The sequence below is a fragment of the Polyangium jinanense genome (assembly GCF_028435365.1).
Genome location: NZ_JAGTJJ010000051.1, coordinates 65946 through 85761, shown reverse-complemented (window position 1 = coordinate 85761; position 19816 = coordinate 65946). Strand labels below are relative to the sequence as shown.

General features: G+C 70.4%; 16 protein-coding genes and 1 pseudogene. 3 read left to right on the top strand and 14 right to left on the bottom strand.

Annotated features, from left to right (window positions below):
• Positions 1 to 144 precede the first annotated feature (144 nt).
• Positions 145 to 1194, bottom strand: a complete 1050-nt coding sequence (locus KEG57_RS43270; protein ID WP_272423696.1) for a hypothetical protein — start codon at positions 1192 to 1194, stop codon at positions 145 to 147.
• A complete protein-coding gene (locus tag KEG57_RS43265; protein WP_272423697.1) occupies positions 1191 to 2309 on the bottom strand; it encodes a bifunctional chorismate mutase/prephenate dehydratase in 1119 nt (372 codons plus the stop codon). Before KEG57_RS43265 ends, KEG57_RS43270 begins: the two co-directional genes overlap by 4 nt.
• Before the next feature lie 124 nt (positions 2310 to 2433).
• Between KEG57_RS43265 and KEG57_RS43260 the strand changes: the two genes are divergently transcribed.
• Positions 2434 to 2586 carry a hypothetical protein gene (locus KEG57_RS43260; RefSeq protein ID WP_272423777.1) on the top strand — a complete coding sequence of 51 codons (153 nt, stop codon included), beginning with the start codon at positions 2434 to 2436 and terminating at the stop codon, positions 2584 to 2586.
• 26 nt (positions 2587 to 2612) lie between these two features.
• Here KEG57_RS43260 and KEG57_RS56290 read toward each other — a convergent pair.
• Positions 2613 to 2759, bottom strand: a pseudogene (locus tag KEG57_RS56290) (FmdB family zinc ribbon protein); the annotation flags it as partial.
• A 260-nt stretch (positions 2760 to 3019) separates the two neighbouring features.
• Between KEG57_RS56290 and smc the strand changes: the two are divergent.
• Positions 3020 to 6625, top strand: coding sequence for a chromosome segregation protein SMC (gene smc / locus KEG57_RS43250; RefSeq protein ID WP_272423699.1), 3606 nt, complete (start codon positions 3020 to 3022; stop codon positions 6623 to 6625).
• A 326-nt stretch (positions 6626 to 6951) separates the two neighbouring features.
• Here the strand turns inward: smc and KEG57_RS43245 are convergent, their stop codons facing one another.
• Positions 6952 to 7983 (bottom strand): DUF933 domain-containing protein, encoded by a 1032-nt coding sequence (locus tag KEG57_RS43245; protein ID WP_272423701.1) that lies wholly within the window; start codon positions 7981 to 7983, stop codon positions 6952 to 6954.
• 72 nt (positions 7984 to 8055) lie between these two features.
• Between KEG57_RS43245 and KEG57_RS43240 the strand changes: the two genes are divergently transcribed.
• A complete protein-coding gene (locus tag KEG57_RS43240) occupies positions 8056 to 8532 on the top strand; it encodes an acyl-CoA thioesterase (RefSeq protein ID WP_272423702.1) in 477 nt (158 codons plus the stop codon).
• On the opposite strand, the gene KEG57_RS43235 is transcribed toward KEG57_RS43240, so the two are convergent.
• The 10 genes from KEG57_RS43235 to KEG57_RS43190 form a co-directional block, all read right to left on the bottom strand.
• Positions 8495 to 9946: a class I adenylate-forming enzyme family protein gene (locus KEG57_RS43235; protein WP_272423704.1), complete on the bottom strand. Its 1452-nt coding sequence runs from the start codon at positions 9944 to 9946 to the stop codon at positions 8495 to 8497. The two genes, KEG57_RS43240 and KEG57_RS43235, sit on opposite strands and share 38 nt — an antisense overlap.
• Positions 9928 to 11001: an enolase C-terminal domain-like protein gene (locus KEG57_RS43230; RefSeq protein ID WP_272423705.1), complete on the bottom strand. Its 1074-nt coding sequence runs from the start codon at positions 10999 to 11001 to the stop codon at positions 9928 to 9930. Before KEG57_RS43230 ends, KEG57_RS43235 begins: the two co-directional genes overlap by 19 nt.
• Position 11002: 1 nt before the next feature.
• Positions 11003 to 11953 (bottom strand): 1,4-dihydroxy-2-naphthoate polyprenyltransferase, encoded by a 951-nt coding sequence (locus KEG57_RS43225; RefSeq protein ID WP_272423706.1) that lies wholly within the window; start codon positions 11951 to 11953, stop codon positions 11003 to 11005.
• Positions 11950 to 13737, bottom strand: coding sequence for a 2-succinyl-5-enolpyruvyl-6-hydroxy-3-cyclohexene-1-carboxylic-acid synthase (gene menD, locus KEG57_RS43220; RefSeq protein ID WP_272423708.1), 1788 nt, complete (start codon positions 13735 to 13737; stop codon positions 11950 to 11952). The genes KEG57_RS43225 and menD overlap by 4 nt, the downstream gene beginning before the upstream one ends.
• Positions 13734 to 15143 carry an isochorismate synthase gene (locus tag KEG57_RS43215; protein WP_272423709.1) on the bottom strand — a complete coding sequence of 470 codons (1410 nt, stop codon included), beginning with the start codon at positions 15141 to 15143 and terminating at the stop codon, positions 13734 to 13736. Before KEG57_RS43215 ends, menD begins: the two co-directional genes overlap by 4 nt.
• Positions 15144 to 15884, bottom strand: a complete 741-nt coding sequence (gene ubiE, locus KEG57_RS43210) for a bifunctional demethylmenaquinone methyltransferase/2-methoxy-6-polyprenyl-1,4-benzoquinol methylase UbiE (protein ID WP_272423711.1) — start codon at positions 15882 to 15884, stop codon at positions 15144 to 15146.
• The gene (locus KEG57_RS43205) at positions 15881 to 17089 is read right to left on the bottom strand and encodes a hydroxymethylglutaryl-CoA reductase, degradative (RefSeq protein ID WP_272423712.1); all 1209 of its coding nucleotides are present in this window, start codon (positions 17087 to 17089) and stop codon (positions 15881 to 15883) included. Before KEG57_RS43205 ends, ubiE begins: the two co-directional genes overlap by 4 nt.
• A complete protein-coding gene (gene aroF, locus KEG57_RS43200; protein ID WP_272423713.1) occupies positions 17086 to 18075 on the bottom strand; it encodes a 3-deoxy-7-phosphoheptulonate synthase in 990 nt (329 codons plus the stop codon). Before aroF ends, KEG57_RS43205 begins: the two co-directional genes overlap by 4 nt.
• A 5-nt stretch (positions 18076 to 18080) precedes the next feature.
• Entirely contained in the window at positions 18081 to 19151 is a 1071-nt protein-coding gene (locus tag KEG57_RS43195; protein ID WP_272423714.1) for a polyprenyl synthetase family protein, read from the bottom strand.
• Between the two features lie 62 nt (positions 19152 to 19213).
• The gene (locus KEG57_RS43190) at positions 19214 to 19783 is read right to left on the bottom strand and encodes a GbsR/MarR family transcriptional regulator (RefSeq protein ID WP_272423716.1); all 570 of its coding nucleotides are present in this window, start codon (positions 19781 to 19783) and stop codon (positions 19214 to 19216) included.
• Positions 19784 to 19816 lie beyond the last annotated feature (33 nt).

Genomic DNA, 19816 nt, shown 5'->3' with positions numbered 1-19816 from the left:
GTCTTGCCTCGGCCTGTTCGATGAACTGCGCATCGCGCAGTTCATCGACCCCGGGTCCAGCGCTTGCGCTGGTCCGGGTCCAGGGGTGGACAACCCCTGGTCGGGGTCCGGGGTGAAACCCCGGCGCTACGCTGCAGCGCACCGTCAGCGCGTCAAAAGCGGCCAAACCCACCCGCTCGACGGTGCCTGCCCTGTCGTCGCCTTCTTCGCGACGTCGCCGAGCATCCCCAGCAGAAACCGCGCGAATGACGTGTCGACCGGCATCGTGAAGGCGACGTCGTTCTCGCGCTGCGCCACCTGGATCTGCGGCACCGGGCCCATCAGCCCGAGTGACGACAAAAGCCCCATGAAGCCCGTGAGCTTCTGCAGATCGGCAAGATTCGTCGTCCCGGCCGCTGCAGACGCCGCGTCCGCGTACGTCAGCGACCCGGCGAGGTTCATGCCTGGCGGTTGGAAATTGCCGATCGTCCGCACCTTTTGCAGCCCCGTCAGGAACGGCATCTTCTGCGTCGCGGCCTCGACCGTCCCCTGCCCGCTGATGTCCCCCGCGAGCGCGAACGCCGCGTTGGGCGTGTTCAGGAGCTCGATCATCCACGGCGGCACGTCGCGCTTGATCTCCGTGGTCCGCAGCCGATCGAGCGCGCGGCGCATGCCCGTCTCGTTGCCCGTGAGTGCCGTGTGCGGCGTGAGCAACACGAAGCCCACGTTCCCTGCGGTGTACAGGTCCATGTCCGCGTACCGCGAGCGCACGAGGGGCAGGCCTGAGCTCACCTTCGTGCGCGCCTCGGCTGCGCGGTGGATCGAGGCGACGTCGAAGTTGCCCTGGACCACGGCGCAGAAATCGGCGCCCTGCATGGCGTAGATCCCGCCGTAGAGCCGCGTCACGTCGCGCGATGCGACGAAGTTCGACTCGGGTCCGAGCGGCAAGACCGCCGTGATGATCGAACCGACGTCCGGGCCCAGGCTCGACTGGAACATCGCCGCTGCGTCGAGGTAGCCGAGCATCACGGGGTTACTCGGCAAGAGCGCGACGGGATCCCGATCGATCACTGCCGGATCGACCTGCCGACCGCCGACGAGGACGACGTTCTCGTTTCCGCCCCCGCAGCCGGAGGGACCGAGGGCGAGGAGTGTGGCGGAGAGGGTGAAAGCAAAGAAGCGCGCCGGGCGGGCGCGACGAGCCGCAAAGGTCATGACGTTCGACGACGATCCTCCGCCTCGGGCGTTCGGTACGTGGGCCGCTCGAGCGGGAAAGAGCCCACGATCTTGAGCATCTTCGCCTCTCGCTTGATCCCCTCGAGGGCGGCGACGAGGTTCCTGTCGGTCACGTGGCCGAAGACCTCGACGTAAAACACGTACTCCCAGCCCTCGCCCGGCACGGGCCGCGACTGGATGCGGCGCAGGTTGCAGCTCCGCTCCTTGAAGTGCTGGAGGATCTCGTGCAGCGCGCCCGGCTTGTCGTGCACGCCGAACAGGAGCGCGGTCGCGTCGGAGCCCGAGCGCGGCGCCGGCAGGCGCGAGACCACGCCGTACCGCATGCGCACCTCGCCTTGATCGCCGATGTTCTCCCGCGCCACGCGCACGGGCGTGTCTGGAGCGAGCGCCCCGCGCGGGACGATCGCGGCGCTGCCGTGGTTCTCCGCGGCGAGCTCGAGCGCGACGAACGGCGAGCGCACGTCGGAGACCGCCGTCCGCGGGTGGTTCGACTCGAGGTACCGGACCGTGGCCCCGTGATCTTGCGGCGTGACGTGGATCTTCTCGACGTCGCTCGGGTTGCCCGTGGCGTTCGCGAGGACGAGGACTTGCGAGAGCTCGTGCTCGCCGACGAGCTTCAGGTCCGCGGCGGCGATGCCCTGGATGGTCGGGAAGATCGGACCGTCCTCGAGCGACTCGTAGGGCACGACCGCGAACTCGGCGCGCTCGCGGGCGACCTCGTCGAGGGCGCCGAGGACGGTCTCGCCGCGGACGAGCTCGGCGCTTGGGCCGAACTGCTCGCGCGCGGCCATCCAGCCGAAGCCCCCTTCCGAGCCGAGGAACACGACACGCGGCGCCACCTCGAAGACGCGGCAGGCGGCGTCGATGGCGGCGAAGGCCGTCCGGACAGCACTTTGCGGAAGCGGCGGCTCGGCCGCTCGTTCGAGAGCGAGCAAGTGTTGCCCGTCTGCGATGGGCGCAAAACGAGCAGTCCCGCTGCGCAGCTTGATGATGTCCTGGGCGACACGCGCGCGCCGCTCCAGCTGGCGGAGCATCTGGTGATCGATCTCCGCGAGCTGCGCACGAAGCTCATCGAGCCGCTTTCTCTCGTCCATACCCCGACAACCTAGCATTCCTCGGACCGACGCGGGGCGGCCTTACCGTACACGCTTCAGGGCTCCGCTCCCGAAAGGAGCTCTGCACCCGAGCCACGCGCGTCGGGACGAGAGGCCCGCCCGCGTGGGGATCGCGCCGGATCAGGACGTGGCTGCGGAGGACGTCGAGGACGTGCTCGACGAGCTCTCCGAGGACGAGGTCGACGAGGAGGAGCTGCTCTCGGAGCTACTGCTGCTCTCGGACTTGGACGACGACTTGTTGCTGGACGAGCTGTAGAGGTCGGCGTACCAGCCGCTTCCCTTCAGGATGAAGCCCGTGCCACGGGAAATCTGCCGTCGGGCGGTTTCCTTGTGGCAGCTTGGGCACTCCTTGAGGGGATCTTCACGAATCGACTGCTCGGTTTCCCACTCGTGAGCGCAGGACATGCAGGCGTACTCGTAGGTAGGCATAAAGAATACCTCGCGGAATTTCGCCGTGCAGGTACGGCTTCGTTGGACGCCTGTCAAGGCGCCGGGCGACTGCCAGCCATTCTGGCCACCCAGGCGCCTGGTGGCTAGCCCTTTCGTCTCCACTGCGGACGTCTGACGCCCCGAACATCTGAACACCTTGCCGCGCCCCCCCGGCGGGTGTAACCCTAGCCCTGCGCGATGCGTGGCGGTACGTGGCATTATGTGACGCCATGTGACCGTCCCATCGCCGGTGACGTCGGATGCGTATTCGGAAGCTCGAGATTGCCGGCTTCAAGTCGTTCGTCGACCGGACGGTGGTCCATTTCGACGTCGACGTCGTGGGCATCGTCGGCCCGAACGGCTGCGGCAAGTCGAACATCGTCGACGCCATCCGCTGGTGCATGGGCGAGCAGAGCGCCAAGCACCTGCGCGGCCGGAGCATGGCCGACGTCATCTTCAACGGGTCGGAGTCGCGCGGGCCGCACGGCATGGCCGAGGTCACGCTCACCTTCGACAACACCGACCCCGAGCTCGCCCAGCAGCTCCCGCTCGAATACAAGGACTACGCCGAGATCGCCGTCACCCGCAGGCTCTACCGCGACGGGACGAGCGAGTACCTGATCAACAAGACCCAGGTCCGCCTGAAGGACATCACGGACCTCTTCCTCGGCACGGGCGTCGGCACGAAGGCGTACTCGATCATCGAGCAGGGCAAGATCGGCCTCATCGTGTCGGCCCGAGCCGAGGATCGGCGCATGCTGATCGAGGAGGCCGCGGGCATCACGAAGTACAAGGCCCGGAAGAAGCAGGCCGAGCAGAAGATGGAGCAGACGCGGCAGAACCTGCTGCGCATCGGCGACATCGTCTCGGAGATCTCGCGCAGCCTCTCGTCGCTCAAGCGCCAGGCCGCGAAGGCGGAGCGCTACATCGCCTACCGCAAGGAGCTCGAGGACCTCATGCTGCACGAGGCCTCGCACAAGCTGCTCGAGATCATCGTGCTCAGGCAGCGCGAGACGATCGCGCGGGCCGAGTACGCCGAGAAGGTCCTCGCCTCCCGCACGGCGCTCGCCGCGCGCGACGCCGAGCTCGAAGTGCAGAGGCTCGCCGCGCACCAGACCGAGGAGCAGGCCGAGAAGGCGCAAAACGCGGCGTTCTCCGCCGACAACGACGTGCGCACGTTCCAGGCCGAGCTCACTCGCGCCAAGGATCGGTTCAAGCACCTCGAAGAGCGCAGGGCCGCGGCGACGGTCGAGCAGCAGGACCTGGAGAAGACGATCGCGGATCTGCGGGTCGAGCGCGCAGAGCTCGAGAAGCAGCTCGAGAACGTGGCGTCCGAGGAGCAGCGCGAGAACCGCGAGGCGCTCGAAGAGCACGAGCGGCTCGAAGAGGTGCGCGCGGGCGAAAAAGAGGCCGAGCAGGAGGCCTCGCGGCTGCGCAAGCAGGCGGCGGACGCGGCGGCGAAGGTCGCGGCGGCCGAGGCGATGCTGACGGGCTACGAGCGGCGCTTCTCGGACATGATGGTGCGCCGCGAGAAGCTCGACGACGAGCACGGGCGGCTCGTCTACGAGCTGGAAGAGCTCGAAAAGAAGCGCGAGGTGCTGGCAGCGCAGGTCGCGGAGCTGGCGGCGCAGAAGAAGACGTCGATCGAGCAGCGGGCCACGCTCGAGAACGAAGCGAAGACGCTGCGGGAGCAGGCGGTCGCGAGCGATCGCAAGGTCGAGCAGGCGAAGAACGAGCACAACCAGAAGCGCAGCCGTCTGCGCGCGCTCGAAGAGATCCACGCGCGGCTCGAAGGCGTGGGCGCCGGGCCGAAGAGCCTGCTCAAGACGAAGGATCCGTCGATCGTGGGCCTCGTGGCCGATCGGATCGAGGCGCCTTCCGAGCTGCTCCCCGCCTTCGCGGCGCTGCTCGGCGACAAGCTGCAAGCGATCGTCGTGACGAACACGGAGCGCGCGTCGGCGCTGCTCGGCGATCTCGCGGCGAAGAAGCAAGGGCGCGCGACGCTCGTGCCGGCGCGGCCGCGGTACGTGGCAGGCGGGCCGACGTCGCTCCCGTCGGGCGAAGACGTGGTGGGTCCGCTGTTCGAGCGGCTGCGGTTCTCCGCGGAGGACGAGCCGCTCGTGCGAGCGCTCGTGGGCGACGCGGTCGTCGTGCGCACGGCGGAGGCGGCGATCCGGCTGGCGACGTCGGGAGCGACGGTGACGCTCGTCTCGCTCGACGGGACGGTGGTTCGTCCGGATGGAACCGTGAGCGGCGGCGCGGGCGACGCGGTGGCGGCGGGGATGCTGGAGCAGAAGCGGGAGATCCGCGAGCTGCACGACGTCGTGGCGAAGCTCGGCGATCAGGTGACAGCGCTGCTCGAAGCGCAGACGGCCGAGCGGCAGCGGATCGCGGAGCTCACGGCGGCCGTGGACAAGGCGCGGAGCGAGGCACACACGAGCGAGATCGCGCTCGTGACGGCCGAGAAGGATCTACGTCGCGCGGAGGAGCAGCTCGCGGCGTCGCAGAAGCGGCGCAGCGCGGTCCAGCGGGATCTCGAAGAGATCATGGGCGCGCTGGAGAACGCAGGCGGCGAGCAGGAAGAGGCGCGCGAAAAACTCGAAGAAGGTCGGCGGCTGCGCGAGGAGGTCGGCGGGAGGCTCGCGACGAGCGAGGAGCTCGCGGCCGAGTGGAAGGAACGCGTGATCGCGCAGCAATCGGTGGTGACCGAGCGCAAGGTGCGCCTCGCGCGCGTGCGCGAGCGGGCGACGGCGGCGCGCGCGACGGTGGAGCGTTTGGCGCGGTCGTGCGACGAGCTCAGCGGGCGGATCGCGCGGCTCGACGGGGAGCGGACGGACTGCGCGGAGGGCGCAGGCGTCGCGGCGGCAACGATGATGCTGTCGCGGGAGAAGCTCGACGACGCGGTGCAACGGGCGCAGAAGGCGCACGCGTCGCTCGAAGATGCGCGGCGCAGGCTCGACGAGGCGCGGCAGATCCTGGCAGCGAAGGAGGCCGATCTGAAGGGCCTCCGGCAGGACCTCACGGACGCCACGGAAAAACTCCGGCAGCACGAGATGGCGCTCGCGCGGCTCGACATCGAGGAGAACCACCTCATCGATGGCGTGCGCGAAAAGTTCCGTGGCCTCTATCTGCCGACGGTCGTGGGCGACTACCACAAGCGCGCGCCGGTCGATCAGCAGCACCGGGCGCGCATCCAGGAGCTCGGCGAGCTGCTCGATCGCATGGGTCCGGTAAACCTCGACGCGATGCGCGAGTACGCCGAGGCCGAGGAGCGGCACAAGTACTACGCGCAGCAGAAGGACGATCTCGAGAGCGCACTCTCCGATCTGGAGAAGGCGATCGCGCAGATGAACCGCGAGTGCAAGAAGCTCTTCAAGACAACGTACGACGCGATCAACGCGCGCTTCAAGGCACTCTTCCCCAAGATGTTCCGCGGCGGCGCGGCGGAGCTACGGCTCACGAACCCCGAGGACATGCTGGAGACGGGCATCGAGATCCTCGCGCAGCCGCCAGGCAAGAAGCTCGGCAACATCGAGCTCATGAGCGGCGGCGAGAAAGCGCTCACCGCGGTGAGCCTCATCTTCGCCATCTTCCAGTTCAAGCCCTCGCCGTTCTGCGTACTCGACGAGGTCGACGCGCCGCTCGACGAGGCGAACGTCGCTCGTTACAACGAGGCGATCCGCTCGATGACGGCGCACTCGCAGTTCATCCTGATCACGCACATCAAGCGCACGATGCAGTCCGTGGACGTGCTCTACGGCGTGACGATGCAGGAGCCAGGCGTGTCGCGCATCGTGAGCGTCAAGGTCAACGAGAACGCGAAGTCCTCGAAGGACAACCCCGCCGAGGCGGTGGCGGTGGCGTAGCCGCTGCGCCGGGGCTCTGCCCCGGGCCCCGCGGGGGCTGTTCGCCCCTCGACCCGAACCAGGGCAAGCCCTGGACTCGGGTTGGAAGAACTGCGCGATGCGCAGTTCTTCCACAGGCCGGTGGCAAGACCAGGGACAGCGTTGCCAGTCACGGCGGTCTTGGTTGGCAGGGTCGTCGCTGGTCTTGCCTCGGCCTGTTCGATGAACTGCGCATCGCGCAGTTCATCGACCCTGGGTCCAGCGCTTGCGCTGGTCCGGGTGCAGGGGCGGATAGCCCCTGCTGGGGCCTGGGGCAACGCCCCAGCGCAACGGCCCCAAGAAGAGACTCAGGTCCCGGCGCGGAAGTGCACGACATCGCCGTCCTTGACGATGTAGTCCTTCCCTTCGAGCCGCATCTTGCCCTGGGCCTTCAGCGCGGCCTCGGTGCGAGCGATCTCCAGGTCCTCGGGCCGGTAGATCTCCGCGCGGATGAAGCCTCGTTCGAGATCTGAGTGCACCTTGCCTGCGGCGCGCTTCGCGTTCGTGCCGCGACGGATCGGCCAGGCGCGGCATTCGTCGGGGCCCGCGGTCAGGAAGCTGATGTAGTCGAGCAGGCGGTAGGCCTCGCGCACGAAGACGTTGCGCGCGGGCTCGCCGAGGCCGAGTCCTTCGAGGAAATCTTTCTGCTCCTCGGCTGGCAAGGCCGCGATTTCCGCCTCGATCGAGCCGCAGAGGGCCATCTTCACCCACTGCTTGCCGTGCTTCGTCTCGCGAAGGTGCGCGCGGGCCGGGTCGTTCCATGCCTCCTCGGAGAGGTTGTAGAGCGTGATGAGCGGCTGCATCGAGAGCAGCTGGATCCCCGGGCCGAGCGCGCGCAGCTCCTCCTCGGAGAGGTCCAGCGTGCGTAGCGGCTCGCTCTTCTCGAGGTGCTCGATCATCTTCGTGTTCACCTCGACCTCGGGGCCCTTCTTCGACTCTTTTTTGAAGCGCTCCTTGCGCTTCTCCAGCGTGCCGAGGTCGAGCAGGAGCAGCTCCTCGTCGAACGCCTTCTCGTCGCGCGGCGGGTCGGACGGCGCTGTGAGCGAGGGGTTTTCGAAACCTCGCACCACGTGCACGATCACGTCGGCATTGCGCATGCCCTGCAAGACGGCGGGCGGGAAGGCGCCGCCCGAGCGGGTGCCGCTGCCGACGTCGACGAACGTGATCTCTGCGAAGGTCGTCTTCTTCGGGCTGAAGATCGAGGCGAGGAAGTCGACGCGCGCGTCGGGCACCTTGATGTTGCCGTAGGCGATCTCGCGATCCGCCTTGCCGCCAGGCGCGAGCGCCCGAAACACCGTCGTCTTGCCTGAACCTGGGTAACCGCAGATTCCTACGTGCATCCTCGCCCCTCTTTCCGAAGTCCCCTGCTTCGAGCCGCGCGACGATACCACGCTTGCGGTAGGCTCCCGGCCATGTCCGACCGACCCCGCCTCCCCGCCGACGAGCTCGTCCACGCCACCACCGTCCTGCATGCCGAATCGCGCCCCGTCCGCTTCCAGGACGTCGACGCCGCCGGGATCATCTACTTCGCCCGCGTCCTCGAGTACTTCCACGACGCGTTCCTGAGCCTTCTCCGACGCGCGGGCATCGACCTCGCGGCCGTCTTGCGCGAGGGCAAGTGGGGGATGCCGCTCGGGCACGCCGAGGCGGATTATCTGGGACCGATGCGGTTCGGCGACGACGTGGTCGTGGAGGTCGTGAAGCTCGTGCTCAGCGAACGGTCGCTGCACGTGGGGGCGCGGGTGCGTTCGACCGAGGGGCGCGTGCTTGCGATCGGGCAGGCCGTGCACGTGTGCATCGATCGGGAGACGTTCCGGTCGAGGGGCCTCCCCGAGCAGGCCGTGGCAGCGCTCACGGCCGTCGGGGCACAGGTGAAAGGCGCGGGCTGAGCTCGCGGATGGCCCGGGCGCGATCGAGCTTGCCCGAGGCCGTGAGCGGCAGGGATTCGACGGCGGCGACGAGGCGCGGGCGCTTGTGGGGGGCGAGGCGCGCCGAGGCTTCGGCGACGAGGGCGGCGGCGCGGGCTGGGTCGGGCGCGTCGAGGGCGAGGCCCGCGGCGACGATCTGGCCCCAGCGTTCGTCCGGGACGCCGAAGACGACGGCGCGCGTGACGCCGGGGAGCGCTTCGAGGGCCTGCTCGACCTCGGCGGGGTAGACGTTCTCGCCGCCGGTGACGACGAGGTCGGTGCGGCGGGCGTGGACGAAGAGGCGGCCTTGTTCGTCGAGGGCCCCGAGGTCGCCGGTGTCGAAAAATCCGTCCACGGTGAGCGAGGTGCGAAGGGGCTCGCCGGGGCCGGCGAGGTAGCCGCTCATGAGCATGGGGCCGCGTACTTGAATGCGACCGACGTCGCCGGGAGCCGCGAGCGTGCCGTTCTCGAGAACGGTGCGCACGTCCACACCAGGGAGCGCTTTTCCAGATCCTGGCTCGGTGGTTCCAGGGGCGCGGAGGGGCTGGCAGGTCACCTGCGAGCAAGCTTCGGTGAGGCCGTAGGTCGTGAGGGCGAGGACGCGGCGGGCGGCGGCCTCTTCGAGGAGCGCGGGGGGCGCGCCGGCGCCGCCGACGAGGACGAGCCGGAGCGTGGCGAGGGTGCCGTCGCGGTCGGCGTCGAAGAGGGCGCGGAGCATGGTCGGGACGACCGAGAGCAGGGTGACGCGCTCGCGACGGATGGCGCGAAGGACGGCGTCGGGGTCGAAGCGGGGTTCGAGGACGATGGGCCGTCGGGCCTCGATGCAACGCGTCACGATGGAGAGGCCACCGACGTGGGCGAGGGGCATGCATGCGAGCCAGCGGTCGTCGGGGGTCCAGCCGAGGTTCTTGGCGCTGGCCGTGGCGCTCGCGACGAAGGCTCCGCGGGAGAGGACGGCGCCCTTGGGGCGGCCCGTCGTGCCCGAGGTGTAGAGGATCGCGAGCGGCGTGGATGGGGTGGAGGTTGTCCGTGAAAATACGCCAGATTTCGGAAGGTTGTCGCTTCGGATGAAAGGCTGAATCTGAAGATCTGGGCGCGCATCTTCGGTGATGACGCGCACCTCCGCATCGGTCAGCCGCGGGTGAATCGGAACGAGGGCGACGCCGAGCTCGATCAGGGCGAGGATGGTGACGACCGTGCCGACGTCACACGTCGTTCGCAACGCGGCGCGGCATCCAGGACCGAGTCCCTGCGCCGCGAGGGATGACGCGACGCATTCCACCTGGGCCGCGAGCTCGCCGAACGAGGTCACGCGGCCGTCCTCGATCAGTGCTGCCTGACTCGCGACGCCGGGCTCCCGGATCGCTTCGAGCACGCTCAGTCCGTCGTGATCCATCGTGTTCGGGCCTCCTCCGAGAAGCCGAGACCCGGAAGCGCCGCCTCCCGGACCGTGCCCGGTCGTCCCCGCTGGGGAATCGCCATCGCCGGATAGGCCGACAGCCCCGGATGGGGTTCCAGACCACAAGCGAGCGGCGGCTTAGGCAGGGCACGCGCGAGCTCGGCGGCCGCGGCGAGGCCGACCGGACCGTCGGCGAAGTGCGTGACGACGAGATCGAGGCCCGCCGCGGCGCCGATCGCGGCGACGGCGAGCGCACGATCGAGGCCTCCGAGGGCGGCGGGCTTCAGGATGAAGGCGGCGCACCCCTCGGCGCGCGCGAGGCGCTCGGCCATGCCCGGGAGGAGCAGGGACTCGTCCGCGGCCCAGGGGACGGCCGCGGGGCCGAGCTCGGGCAGAAGGGCGGCCGGGACGGGTTGCTCGACGTACCGAGGCGCGACCTCGGCAAGGCGGGCGAGTTTTTCGTGGGCCTCAGCCACCGTCCAGGCTCCGTTCGGGTCGAGGCGAAGCTCGAACGGCAGCGGGAGGCTTTCCCGCAAGGCCCGGAGCGCGGCGAGCTCCTGCGCGAAGCCGGCCTCGTCCCGGGCGCGGAGTTTTACCTTCACGGCGTGGAGGCCCGCTTCGGCGACCCCGCGGGCCCGCTCGACGAGGTCGGGCGCCGAGGCATCGAGCAGGGCGTTCGTGGGCACGGCGTCGAGGCGACCCACGCCGGCGAGGCAGGCCGCCACGGAGAGGCCGCGTCTCCGGCCGACGACGTCGAAAAGGGCCGTCTCCAGGGCGAACCGCGCCGCGGGGTACGGGGCGAGCGCACGCTCGACGGGCGCCATCGCAGCGGCAACGGCCTCGCGCGGCGGGCGGTCGTCGGCCGTCGTGGCGAGCTCGGGAAACGCTTCGCCAAGGACAACGGCGAGCACCGACGCGACGTCCGCGCTGAACGGGGGCAACGGGGAGGCTTCGCCGATCCCGAGGCGCTCGTGCTCGTCGCGCATGCCGAGGCGCACGAACTGGCGGTTCGGGCCGTACGCTGGGTGCGCGGCGCCGCCCTGGATCCGCACGCTACGCTCCCCCGACCACGAGCCCGACGCTGAACAGGACGCCAAACAGCAAGAGGAGCATGGCCGTCCGCGCGAGGACCGCATTCAGCGGGCGGCCTTCCCGTGTCGCGAGGGCCCGGAGCAAGCCGAGGCCGAGGGGCAAGGACACGAGCGGCAAGAGCGCCCACGGCGAGCGGCCGAGGCTGGCCACGCAGACGACGGGCGCAGCGTAGGAGGCAGCGAGGAGCGCAGCATACTCGAGGATGCCGGCGCGGCGGCCGAAGCGAACGGCGAGCGTGCGCTTGCCAGCCTTCACGTCGGTTTCGCGGTCGCGGACGTTGTTGACGACGAGGATCGCGGTGGCGAGCGCGCCCACGGGCACGGCGGCGAGGAGCGCGAGGGGCGGGACGCCGCCGACCTGGACGAAGGCGGTGCCGCAGACGGCCACGAGGCCGAAGAACAGGAAGACGAAGACGTCGCCGAGCCCGTGGTAGCCGAGCGGGTACGGTCCGCCGGTGTAGGCGATGCCGGCGAGGATCGAGGTGATGCCGATGGCGACGATGGGCCATCCGCCCACGGACGCGAGGTAGAGGCCGGGGAGCAGGGCGAGCGCGACCGTGACGGCGAGGCCATTGCGGACCTGGCGCGGGGTGAGCAGGCCCGTGGCGGTGGCGCGGGTCGGGCCGAGGCGCTCCTCGGTGTCGGCGCCTTTTTCGTGGTCGAAGACGTCGTTCGCGAAGTTCGTGGCGATCTGGATGAGGATCGAGCCGAGCAGGGCCGCGAGCGCAGGGAGCGCGCGGAACGAGCCACTCGCATAGGCGACGGCGCTGCCGACGGCGACGGGGACGACGGCGGCCGTCAAGGTGGCGGGGCGGCAAGCGAGGACCCAGGCGCGGACCGAGCCCGGGCGGATCGAGGGCGCGGAAGCGGCGGAAGGCAAGGACCCGAGGGTCGCGGTCTTTTCGGGGCTCATGAGAGATCCTCGCGGGCGAGCGCGGCGGAAAGCTCGGTCCGGAAGCGGGTGACACGCGCGCGACCGTCGTCCGGCGGGACCACGGCCTCGATCAGCGTCGCGCCAGCCGTCCGGAGGGCGTCGGCGAACGCACGGCCAAGGGCGTGCTCCGACGCGACACGGGCGAACCGAACGCCGAACGCGGCCGCGGCGGGCGCGAGATCAACGGGCTCGTGCATCGTGAAGTACTTATCGAAGCGATCGACATCGACGGCGCGGGCGATGGGGAGGCGCTCGAAGATGCGGCCGCCCTGGTTCTGGACGACGACGACGACGAGGGGGACGGGAGCACGGCGCGCGAGCGAGAGGCTCGTGAGGTCGTGCAGGACGCTGGTGTCGCCGAGGAGGAGGACGACGGGCCGACCAGCGACGCTGGCCGCGCCGGCGGCGGAGGCGACGAGGCCGTCGATGCCGCTGGCGCCGCGCTGGTGGAGGACGCCGAGGGGGTTCGTTCGAGGCGGGGCCCAGAGGTCGACGTCGCGGACGGGCAAGCTGTTGCCGACGGAGAAGAGCGCGCCCGCGGGGGAGGCGGCGACGACGATGCGGGCGACGGCGGCCTCGGTGAGGTGGACGGCGGGAGCGTGGGCCTCGGCGAGGGACCAGACGAGGGCGTCGGCGCGGCGGAAGCTCTCGGCCCAGGCGCTCGGCGAGGAGCGGCGCGGAGGGCCGAGGCGCGCAGCGAGGGCGCGGGCCGTCTCGGCGGGATCGGCGAGGACGAGGGCCGTCGCGTCCTGCGAGGGATCGTTCCAGCCGTGGGGCGCGATGACGTAACGCGCGGCGGTCGGGTGTTTTCCGATGTAGTCGGCGTACCCCTGGGACGTGGGGGGCGCGCCCAGTTCGATGAGGAGATCGGGCGCATGGCGCTCGGCGAAAGCGCAATCGCGCAGGAGGGCGTCGAAGGAGGCGCAAGAGACGACGTCCGGCGCGGCGGCTCCGAAGCGGGCCTGGCTCGTGGTCTCGGCGAGGAGGGGGAAGCCGGTGGCACGAGCGAGCGCGACGGCGGCTTCGCGCAGCGGGGATTCGGGGCGATCGACGGGCGCGGGGCCACAGACGATGAGGCCTCGTTCCGTGTGGGAAATGCGCGCGGCGAGGTCGTCGAGGGCCTCGGGCGGCGCCGTGATCCGGGGCGTGAAGACGCGCGTCGTGCCGCGGCGAAGGACGTCGGCGAGGCGCGTGGCTCGATCGGGATCGGGCCACGGCTGTGAAGGCTCGAGCGGCTTGCGGAAGCGCGCGTTCACGTGCACGGGGCCGGGATCGGGGCCGAGGGCGCGGGTCGCGGCGTGGATCGCGACGCGGGCCGGGGCCTCGCGCGGCGCGCCGGGATCGGGAAGGCCGAGCTCCACGAAGAAGCGCACGTGCGCGCCGAAGAGCTTGGTCTGGTCGATGGTCTGCGGCGCGGCGACGTCGACGGCCTCCCAGGGCCTGTCGGCCGTGACAAGGAGGAGCGGGACGTGGCTCTGCGAGGCCTCGATCACGGCGGGCATGAAGTGCGCACCGGCCGTGCCTGACGTGCAGAGCACGACGCTCGGAAGGCGGGTCACGCGGGCTTGTCCCAGCGCGAAAAAGGCTGCGGCCCGCTCGTCGACCGCCGTGTGGATCTGCAGGCCCTCGGTGACGTCGGCGGCGAGCGCGAGCGGCGTGGAGCGGGAGCCCGGACAAACCACGACATCACGCACGCCGGCCGAGGCGAGCGCGGCCATGAAGGTCTCGGCCCAGGCGAGGTGATCGTTTCCGTTGGTGTTCATACGATCCCCAGGGCCACGAGCATGGGCGCTTGCTTCGCGCGGGTCTCGGCGTACTCGGCGGGCGGATCCGATCCCTCGACGATCCCGGCGCCCGCGTAGAGCCAGGCCTCGTCCTCCGAGACGAGTCCGGCGCGGATGGCGACTGCGAAATCACCATCCCCGGCGGCGTCGAACCATCCGACGGCGCCCGTGTACCAGCCGCGCGCGTCGGGCTCGTGCGCGGCGATCCACGCGGTCGCGCGATCACGCGGCGTGCCCGAGACGGCCGGCGTCGGGTGCAAGGCCTCGACGAGCGCGAGCACATGCGTGTCGTCATGAAGGGCGCCGCGGATCGGCGTCCACAGGTGATGGACGTTGGGCAGGCTGCGGATCGTGGGCGTCTCGGGTACGTCGAGCGAGGCGCAACGAGGGCCGAGCACGGATGCGATGGACTCGACGACGAGCGCGTGCTCGCGTCGCTCCTTGGGGCTCGCGAGGAGCGCACGCACGAGAGACGCATCGCCTTCGCCACGTCGCACCGTGCCGGCGAGCCCGTCCGTGCTGAGGACGCGGCCACGACGCGAGATGAGCCGCTCGGGCGAGGCGCCGAGGAAGACACGCTCTCCGCGCTGCACGGCGAACCGCGTGGTCTCGGCGTAGGCGTCGGCGATCCGCGCAAGGACGGCACGCGCGTCGAGCGAACGAGTCGGACAGACGCGGCTCGCGGCGACGGGGACGACCTTGTCGATCTCGCCCGCACGGATGGCGTCGAGCGCCTCGCGCACGAGCGAACAGAACGCCTCGCGGCTCGTCCCTTCGATCTTCGCGCCCTCCCCTGCCCCATGCGAAGGCGCATCCTGCGCAGGCTGCGCCGCGGCCACGAAGGCCGCCTCGATCGACGCGAGCTCGGCTTCGATGGAAGAACGCTCCGATGCAAGGTCCTCTTCGCGGACCAGAAGCCAAAGCCACGCCTCGCCTGCGCGGGCCACGTAGATCCACCGCGGAAGGGAAAAACTCGCATCCGCGAACGACGTCCACGGCGGCTCGTGATGCGCCTCGGTCCGGAAGGACAAACCCCCGACGAACCGCGGCCCCGGCGCGCTACCGGCATCCGCGTCACGCTCCTCGCGCAGCGACGCGAACAGCTTCCGCGCCGCGCTCGTGACCTGCACGAGCCGCTCGGGTCCGCTCCCCTCGACCCGCGCGATCTCGCCGAAGCCGACGATGCCGAGCGGCTCCTCGTCGTCGCGCGGAGGGGCCTGGAACAGCACGATCGGCGTGGCGGACGCGCACGCAGCGACGAGCCGGGCCGCGGGCACGACCGGCGCGGGGGCCACGACGGCCACGATCTCCCCGGCCGATCCCGCTCCTCTCCTCGTGGCCCGCGAGAGCCGCGCGAGGAGGTCTGTCCCGAGGCCCGAAGACACCTATGCCTCCTCCCGCCGCGCCCCTTCCCCGAGCGGCGTGCCCACGAAGAGATGCGCGACGCCGAACGTGAGCGGCGAAGCTTCGAGCACACGGAGCCCCGCCTCCTCCATCATCCGGCCGAAGACGTCGGGCGGCGGAAACGCCTCGATCGAGCGCTGCAAATAGCGGTACTCCTTCGCCCCCGAGAGCGCCGCGCCGATGCGCGGGACGATCTCGTGCACGTACGTGCGCGCGAGCAGGCCCATCACGCCGGCCCGAGGCTCGGAGAGCTCGAGGATCACGACACGCCCGCCCGGTCGCGTGACGCGCGCCATCTCGCGGAGCGCTTTTGCGCGATCGGGGACGTTGCGGATCCCGAACGCGATGGCCACGCCCTCGACGCTCGCGTCCTCGAACGGCAAGGCCTGCGCGTCGCCGATCCGCAGCGTGATGCGACCTTCGAGCCCAGCCGCGGCGAGCTTGTGCGCGCCCTCGGCCAGCATGCCGCTCGACGGATCGAGGCCGACCACCGTCACGTCGGGGTATGACTTCGCGATCGACATCGCGAGGTCCGCGGTCCCCGTGGCGAGATCGAGCACGCGTGCGCCTGGGCGCAGCGCGAGCGCCTCGACCGCGCGGCGCCGCCAGCCTTGATCCATCCCGAGCGAGAGGATCCGGTTCAGGAGGTCGTAACGCGCCGCAATCGCGTCGAACATCTCGCCGCTGCCCGCGCGCGGAGCCTTCGTCGACACCTCGCTCATCGTCCCACCTCGCTTCGCGACCCGTTCAGCGCGGGCGCCGGATCGGCCTGCACGTTGTGCTTGCGCTCGTGCAAGCGCATGTGACCTCGCTGGATCCCCTCCCCCGCGAGCGCGCGAAGCGCCGCGAGGTTCGACGCGAGCCCGACCGATGCGAGCGCCACGGCGAGCTCGCCCGCGTTCGATGCGCCCAGCATGTCGAGCGCCGCGCGCACGCCCGGATGCGCGCTCGACAAGCCACCTGCCGTGCCCACCGCGAGCGGCAGCTCCGCCTCGCCGACGAGCCCGCCGGGCTTGCGCTTCCACGTGCTGAGCGGCCGGTATTGCCCGCGGTGCGCGGCGAACGCGTGCGCGCCCGCCTCGATCGCCCGAAAATCCTGCCCGAGCGCGATCGCGGCCGCGTCGAGCCCGTTCATGAAGCCCTTGTTGTGGGTGACGGCGCGGAAGACATCGAGCTCGGCGAAGCGACTGGCGCGCGCGATGCCGTCCGCGAGTTCCGCTCCGCCCACGTCCTCATCGCGCACCTCCGCGCGCACGCGCACGAGCCGCCGAAGCGGCAAGTTCGTGAGGATCCGAAGCCCCATCGTGCCGCCCGCGATCTCGTGCACGGTGGGCGCCATGGCCTCGGCCACCGTGTCGACCGTGTTCGCGCCCATGCAATCGCCCACGTCGACGTGCACGTGCAGCACGATCACGCCGAGCGCCTCGTCGAGCACCCGCACGTCGAGATCACGCACGCCGCCGCCACGCGCCACCATGCGCGGGATCGACGCATCGCCGAGCGCGACGAGCCGCGATCGCGCTTCGAGGATCCGCGCACACGCCGCCGTTGGTTCGGGCACGTCGTCGAGCTGGATCTGGGCCGTCATGATCGGCGCATCCGCCTCGCCGAAGAACCCGCCCGACGCGCGCACCATCCGCGCCGCGTTCGACGCCGCGGCCACGACGCTCGGCTCCTCGACGGCCATGGGCACGAGGACATCGCGACCGTTGATTACGAAATTCAGGCCCACGCCGAGCGGGAGCGCATGCGTCGCGATCACGTTCTCGCTCATGTGATCGGCCACGGTGACGTCGAGCGATCCGCCCCGCGCGAGGTGCGCGAATGAGGCGTCGTCGACGGCGCCCATCTCCCGCAGCACGACGAGGCGCGCCTCCGGTGAGCGCTCGTAGAACTTGCTCAGGCGGCTCGTGATCGCGCGCTTCATCGGGCCCCCTCCGCCGAGACGAGGCGGCCGAGCAGCGAGCCGAGCTCGCCGAGCGGCACCGCCTGCGGGCCGTCCGAGAGCGCCGACGCGGGATCCGGGTGCGTCTCGATCATGAGCCCCGCTGCGCCCGCCGAGAGCGCCGCACGACCGAGCGGCGCGACGAGATCTCGCCGGCCGAGGCCATGCGAAGGATCCACCACGACTGGCAGCCGATGCACGTACCGGAGGAGCGCCACGGCCCCGATGTCGAGCAGGTTCCGCGTCGAATCGTCGAAGCCGCGGATGCCTCGCTCGCAGAAGATCACGCCCTTCGCGCCGTGCGAGAGCAGATACTCGCCCGCGAGCAGCCACTCCTCGATCGTCGCGGCCATCCCGCGCTTCAAGAGCACCGGCTTCTCCGTCTTGCCGATCGCCTTGAGCAACGAAAAATTCTGCATGTTGCGCGAGCCGACCTGCACGAGATCCGCGTACGCCGCGACCGTGGGGACGTGGCCCTCACCGAGCGCCTCGGTCACGACCCGCATCCCGGTCGCATCGGCCGCGCGCCGCACCCATTCGAGCGCGACGTCGCCGTGGCCCTGGAACGCGTACGGGCTCGTCCTCGGCTTGAACGCGCCGCCGCGGATGAACGAGATGCCGAGCGACGAAAGCACCGAGGCCGTCTCGTGCACCTGCGCCTCGGATTCGAGGCTGCACGGGCCGCACATGAAGACCGGTTTGTCCGTGCCGATCTTCAAGCCGCCGACATCCACGACCGGGCCCTGCGCCGAGACGAGCGGGTGCGCGGGTTTCGGCGTCGTCACCTCGGCGACGCCGTCGATCCGGGCGAGATCCTCGGGATCCGCCGGCTGCGAATGCGGCGCGATGACGTAATGCACGGCGCCGCCAGACGTACTGCGCTCCACGCGCGAGACCCAGAGCCCCCGCCCCGTCAGCTCCCTGAGCACGTTCGCCGCGTCGGCGCCGCTCTTCAAGGACACGATCATGGCGCTTACCTCCTGCGCTCGGGCGTCGCGCGCGCGACGGTCACGAGCGCACTCTTGGCGACTCCATCCGGGATCGAAGACAGCCCCGCGATGGCCTCTTCGCAAAGCTTCCGCGCGAGCGCGAGGCACTCGTCGACCACGCCCGACGAGCGGAGCTGCGACGCCACGCGACCGCCCACCTCGGGCCCGACCTCTTCCCCCGCGCACACCGCCTCGAGCAGCGGCACGAGCTCCGGGCAACGCTCGAGCGCGCAGAGCAAGGGGTACGTCATCTTCCCCTCGCCGAGATCCGCGAGCAGCGTCTTGCCGGTGGCCTCGGGATCACCCGCGACATCGAGGACGTCGTCGACGAGCTGGAACGCGACGCCGAGCTTCTTGCCGTAATCGACGAGCGCCTCGCAGCCCTCGTCGCTCACGCCGCCGGCGCGCCCGCCCGCGAACATCGCCCAGCGGAAGAGCGAGGCCGTCTTGCCATCGACGATGTGGAAGTAGTCGCTGACGCTCGTGTCGAGCTTGCCGCGACGCGCGAGCTGCATCGACTCGGCGATGACCATCTCCTTGATGACATCGAGCATGCGCGCGAGGACCTCGGCGCTGCCGGCGCGCTGGATGCGGCACAGGGCCTCGACGAGCAACCAGTCGCCGCCGAAGATGCTCGCGGCGTTGCCGTAGATGACGCGCGCCGCGTCGGCGCCACGCCTTCGCGCGCCGACGTCGACGACGTCGTCATGCAGGAGCGTCGCGTTGTGCACGAGCTCGACGGCCACGGCGTAGGCGCGCGCCGCGTCGTTGAAGCCCTTGCCCACGTGCGCCGCGAGCGCGACGACGATGGGCCGCAGGCGCTTGCCGTCCTGCGAGAGCAGGTGCCGCGCGCTCGCCTGGGCCGGCGTCTCCGCTCCGAGCCCCACGGCAGCGATGGCGCGATCGACCTCGTCGAGGTCATGCGCGAGAAAGAGGCGGAGCTCCGCGAGCTTGCCCGCGAGCGGATCGAGGCCGTGCTCCTGGCAGCCACGCTCGAGGGCCCCGACGACGTCGTGATGAGGGACGCGCTGGATGGGATACGTTGCGATCGACATGGGTTCTCCCGCCGGGGCACGGCATTTCCGCTCCGTCCCCGAACCGAAGGGTCTCGAGATGGCTAGGCCCTGCGCTTGCGTGAAGCCACGCGAAGCGGAAAACGGATGAGGTCGCCGAACGGCGAAAAGTCCACGCGGCGCGATCGAATGAAGCCGTCGAGCGCGGTCTCGGCGACGATGACGAAGGAGAGCAGCCGGCGCACGCGATCGGCGCGCTGCTCGGCCCCCGGCAGACGCGGCCGGGCCTCGAGCATCGCCACCGCGCGTTCGAGCCGCGCCCGCACCGACTCGGCGAGCAGACGCTCGCGCTCGTCGAAGACCTTCGAGATCATCTTCCAGAAGTCCGTCTCGGCCTCGAAGTACTCCTTGCGCTCGCCGGGCCGGAACACGCGCCGCACCACGCCCCAGCGCTGGAGCTCGGTGAGCGACATGCTCACCGCCCCTGCCGACAAGCTCAGCCGCTCTCCGATGACGGCCGCAGGCAAAGGCTCCGCCGCGATGAACAGGATGGTCCACACGCGCCCGAGGACGCGACGAAACCCCCAGTGCTCGATCACGTCACCGATCGCCTCGGCCGCGATGAGCTCGGCCTCGTGGCCGTCGTCCTGTCTCGGGGTTTCGCGCTCGGACATGGCAGAATGAACTTTCAAAAGATTTTGAAACTG

What these genes read in the sequence shown, in the direction of transcription:
- KEG57_RS43270 (WP_272423696.1), bottom strand. Translation starts at nt 1,194, where the DNA reads ATGACCTTTGCGGCTCGTCGCGCCCGCCCGGCGCGCTTCTTTGCTTTC.
- KEG57_RS43265 (WP_272423697.1), bottom strand. Translation starts at nt 2,309, where the DNA reads ATGGACGAGAGAAAGCGGCTCGATGAGCTTCGTGCGCAGCTCGCGGAG.
- smc (WP_272423699.1), top strand. Translation starts at nt 3,020, where the DNA reads ATGCGTATTCGGAAGCTCGAGATTGCCGGCTTCAAGTCGTTCGTCGAC.
- KEG57_RS43245 (WP_272423701.1), bottom strand. Translation starts at nt 7,983, where the DNA reads ATGCACGTAGGAATCTGCGGTTACCCAGGTTCAGGCAAGACGACGGTG.
- KEG57_RS43240 (WP_272423702.1), top strand. Translation starts at nt 8,056, where the DNA reads ATGTCCGACCGACCCCGCCTCCCCGCCGACGAGCTCGTCCACGCCACC.
- KEG57_RS43235 (WP_272423704.1), bottom strand. Translation starts at nt 9,946, where the DNA reads ATGGATCACGACGGACTGAGCGTGCTCGAAGCGATCCGGGAGCCCGGC.
- KEG57_RS43225 (WP_272423706.1), bottom strand. Translation starts at nt 11,953, where the DNA reads ATGAGCCCCGAAAAGACCGCGACCCTCGGGTCCTTGCCTTCCGCCGCT.
- menD (WP_272423708.1), bottom strand. Translation starts at nt 13,737, where the DNA reads ATGAACACCAACGGAAACGATCACCTCGCCTGGGCCGAGACCTTCATG.
- ubiE (WP_272423711.1), bottom strand. Translation starts at nt 15,884, where the DNA reads ATGAGCGAGGTGTCGACGAAGGCTCCGCGCGCGGGCAGCGGCGAGATG.
- KEG57_RS43205 (WP_272423712.1), bottom strand. Translation starts at nt 17,089, where the DNA reads ATGAAGCGCGCGATCACGAGCCGCCTGAGCAAGTTCTACGAGCGCTCA.
- aroF (WP_272423713.1), bottom strand. Translation starts at nt 18,075, where the DNA reads ATGATCGTGTCCTTGAAGAGCGGCGCCGACGCGGCGAACGTGCTCAGG.
- KEG57_RS43195 (WP_272423714.1), bottom strand. Translation starts at nt 19,151, where the DNA reads ATGTCGATCGCAACGTATCCCATCCAGCGCGTCCCTCATCACGACGTC.
- KEG57_RS43190 (WP_272423716.1), bottom strand. Translation starts at nt 19,783, where the DNA reads ATGTCCGAGCGCGAAACCCCGAGACAGGACGACGGCCACGAGGCCGAG.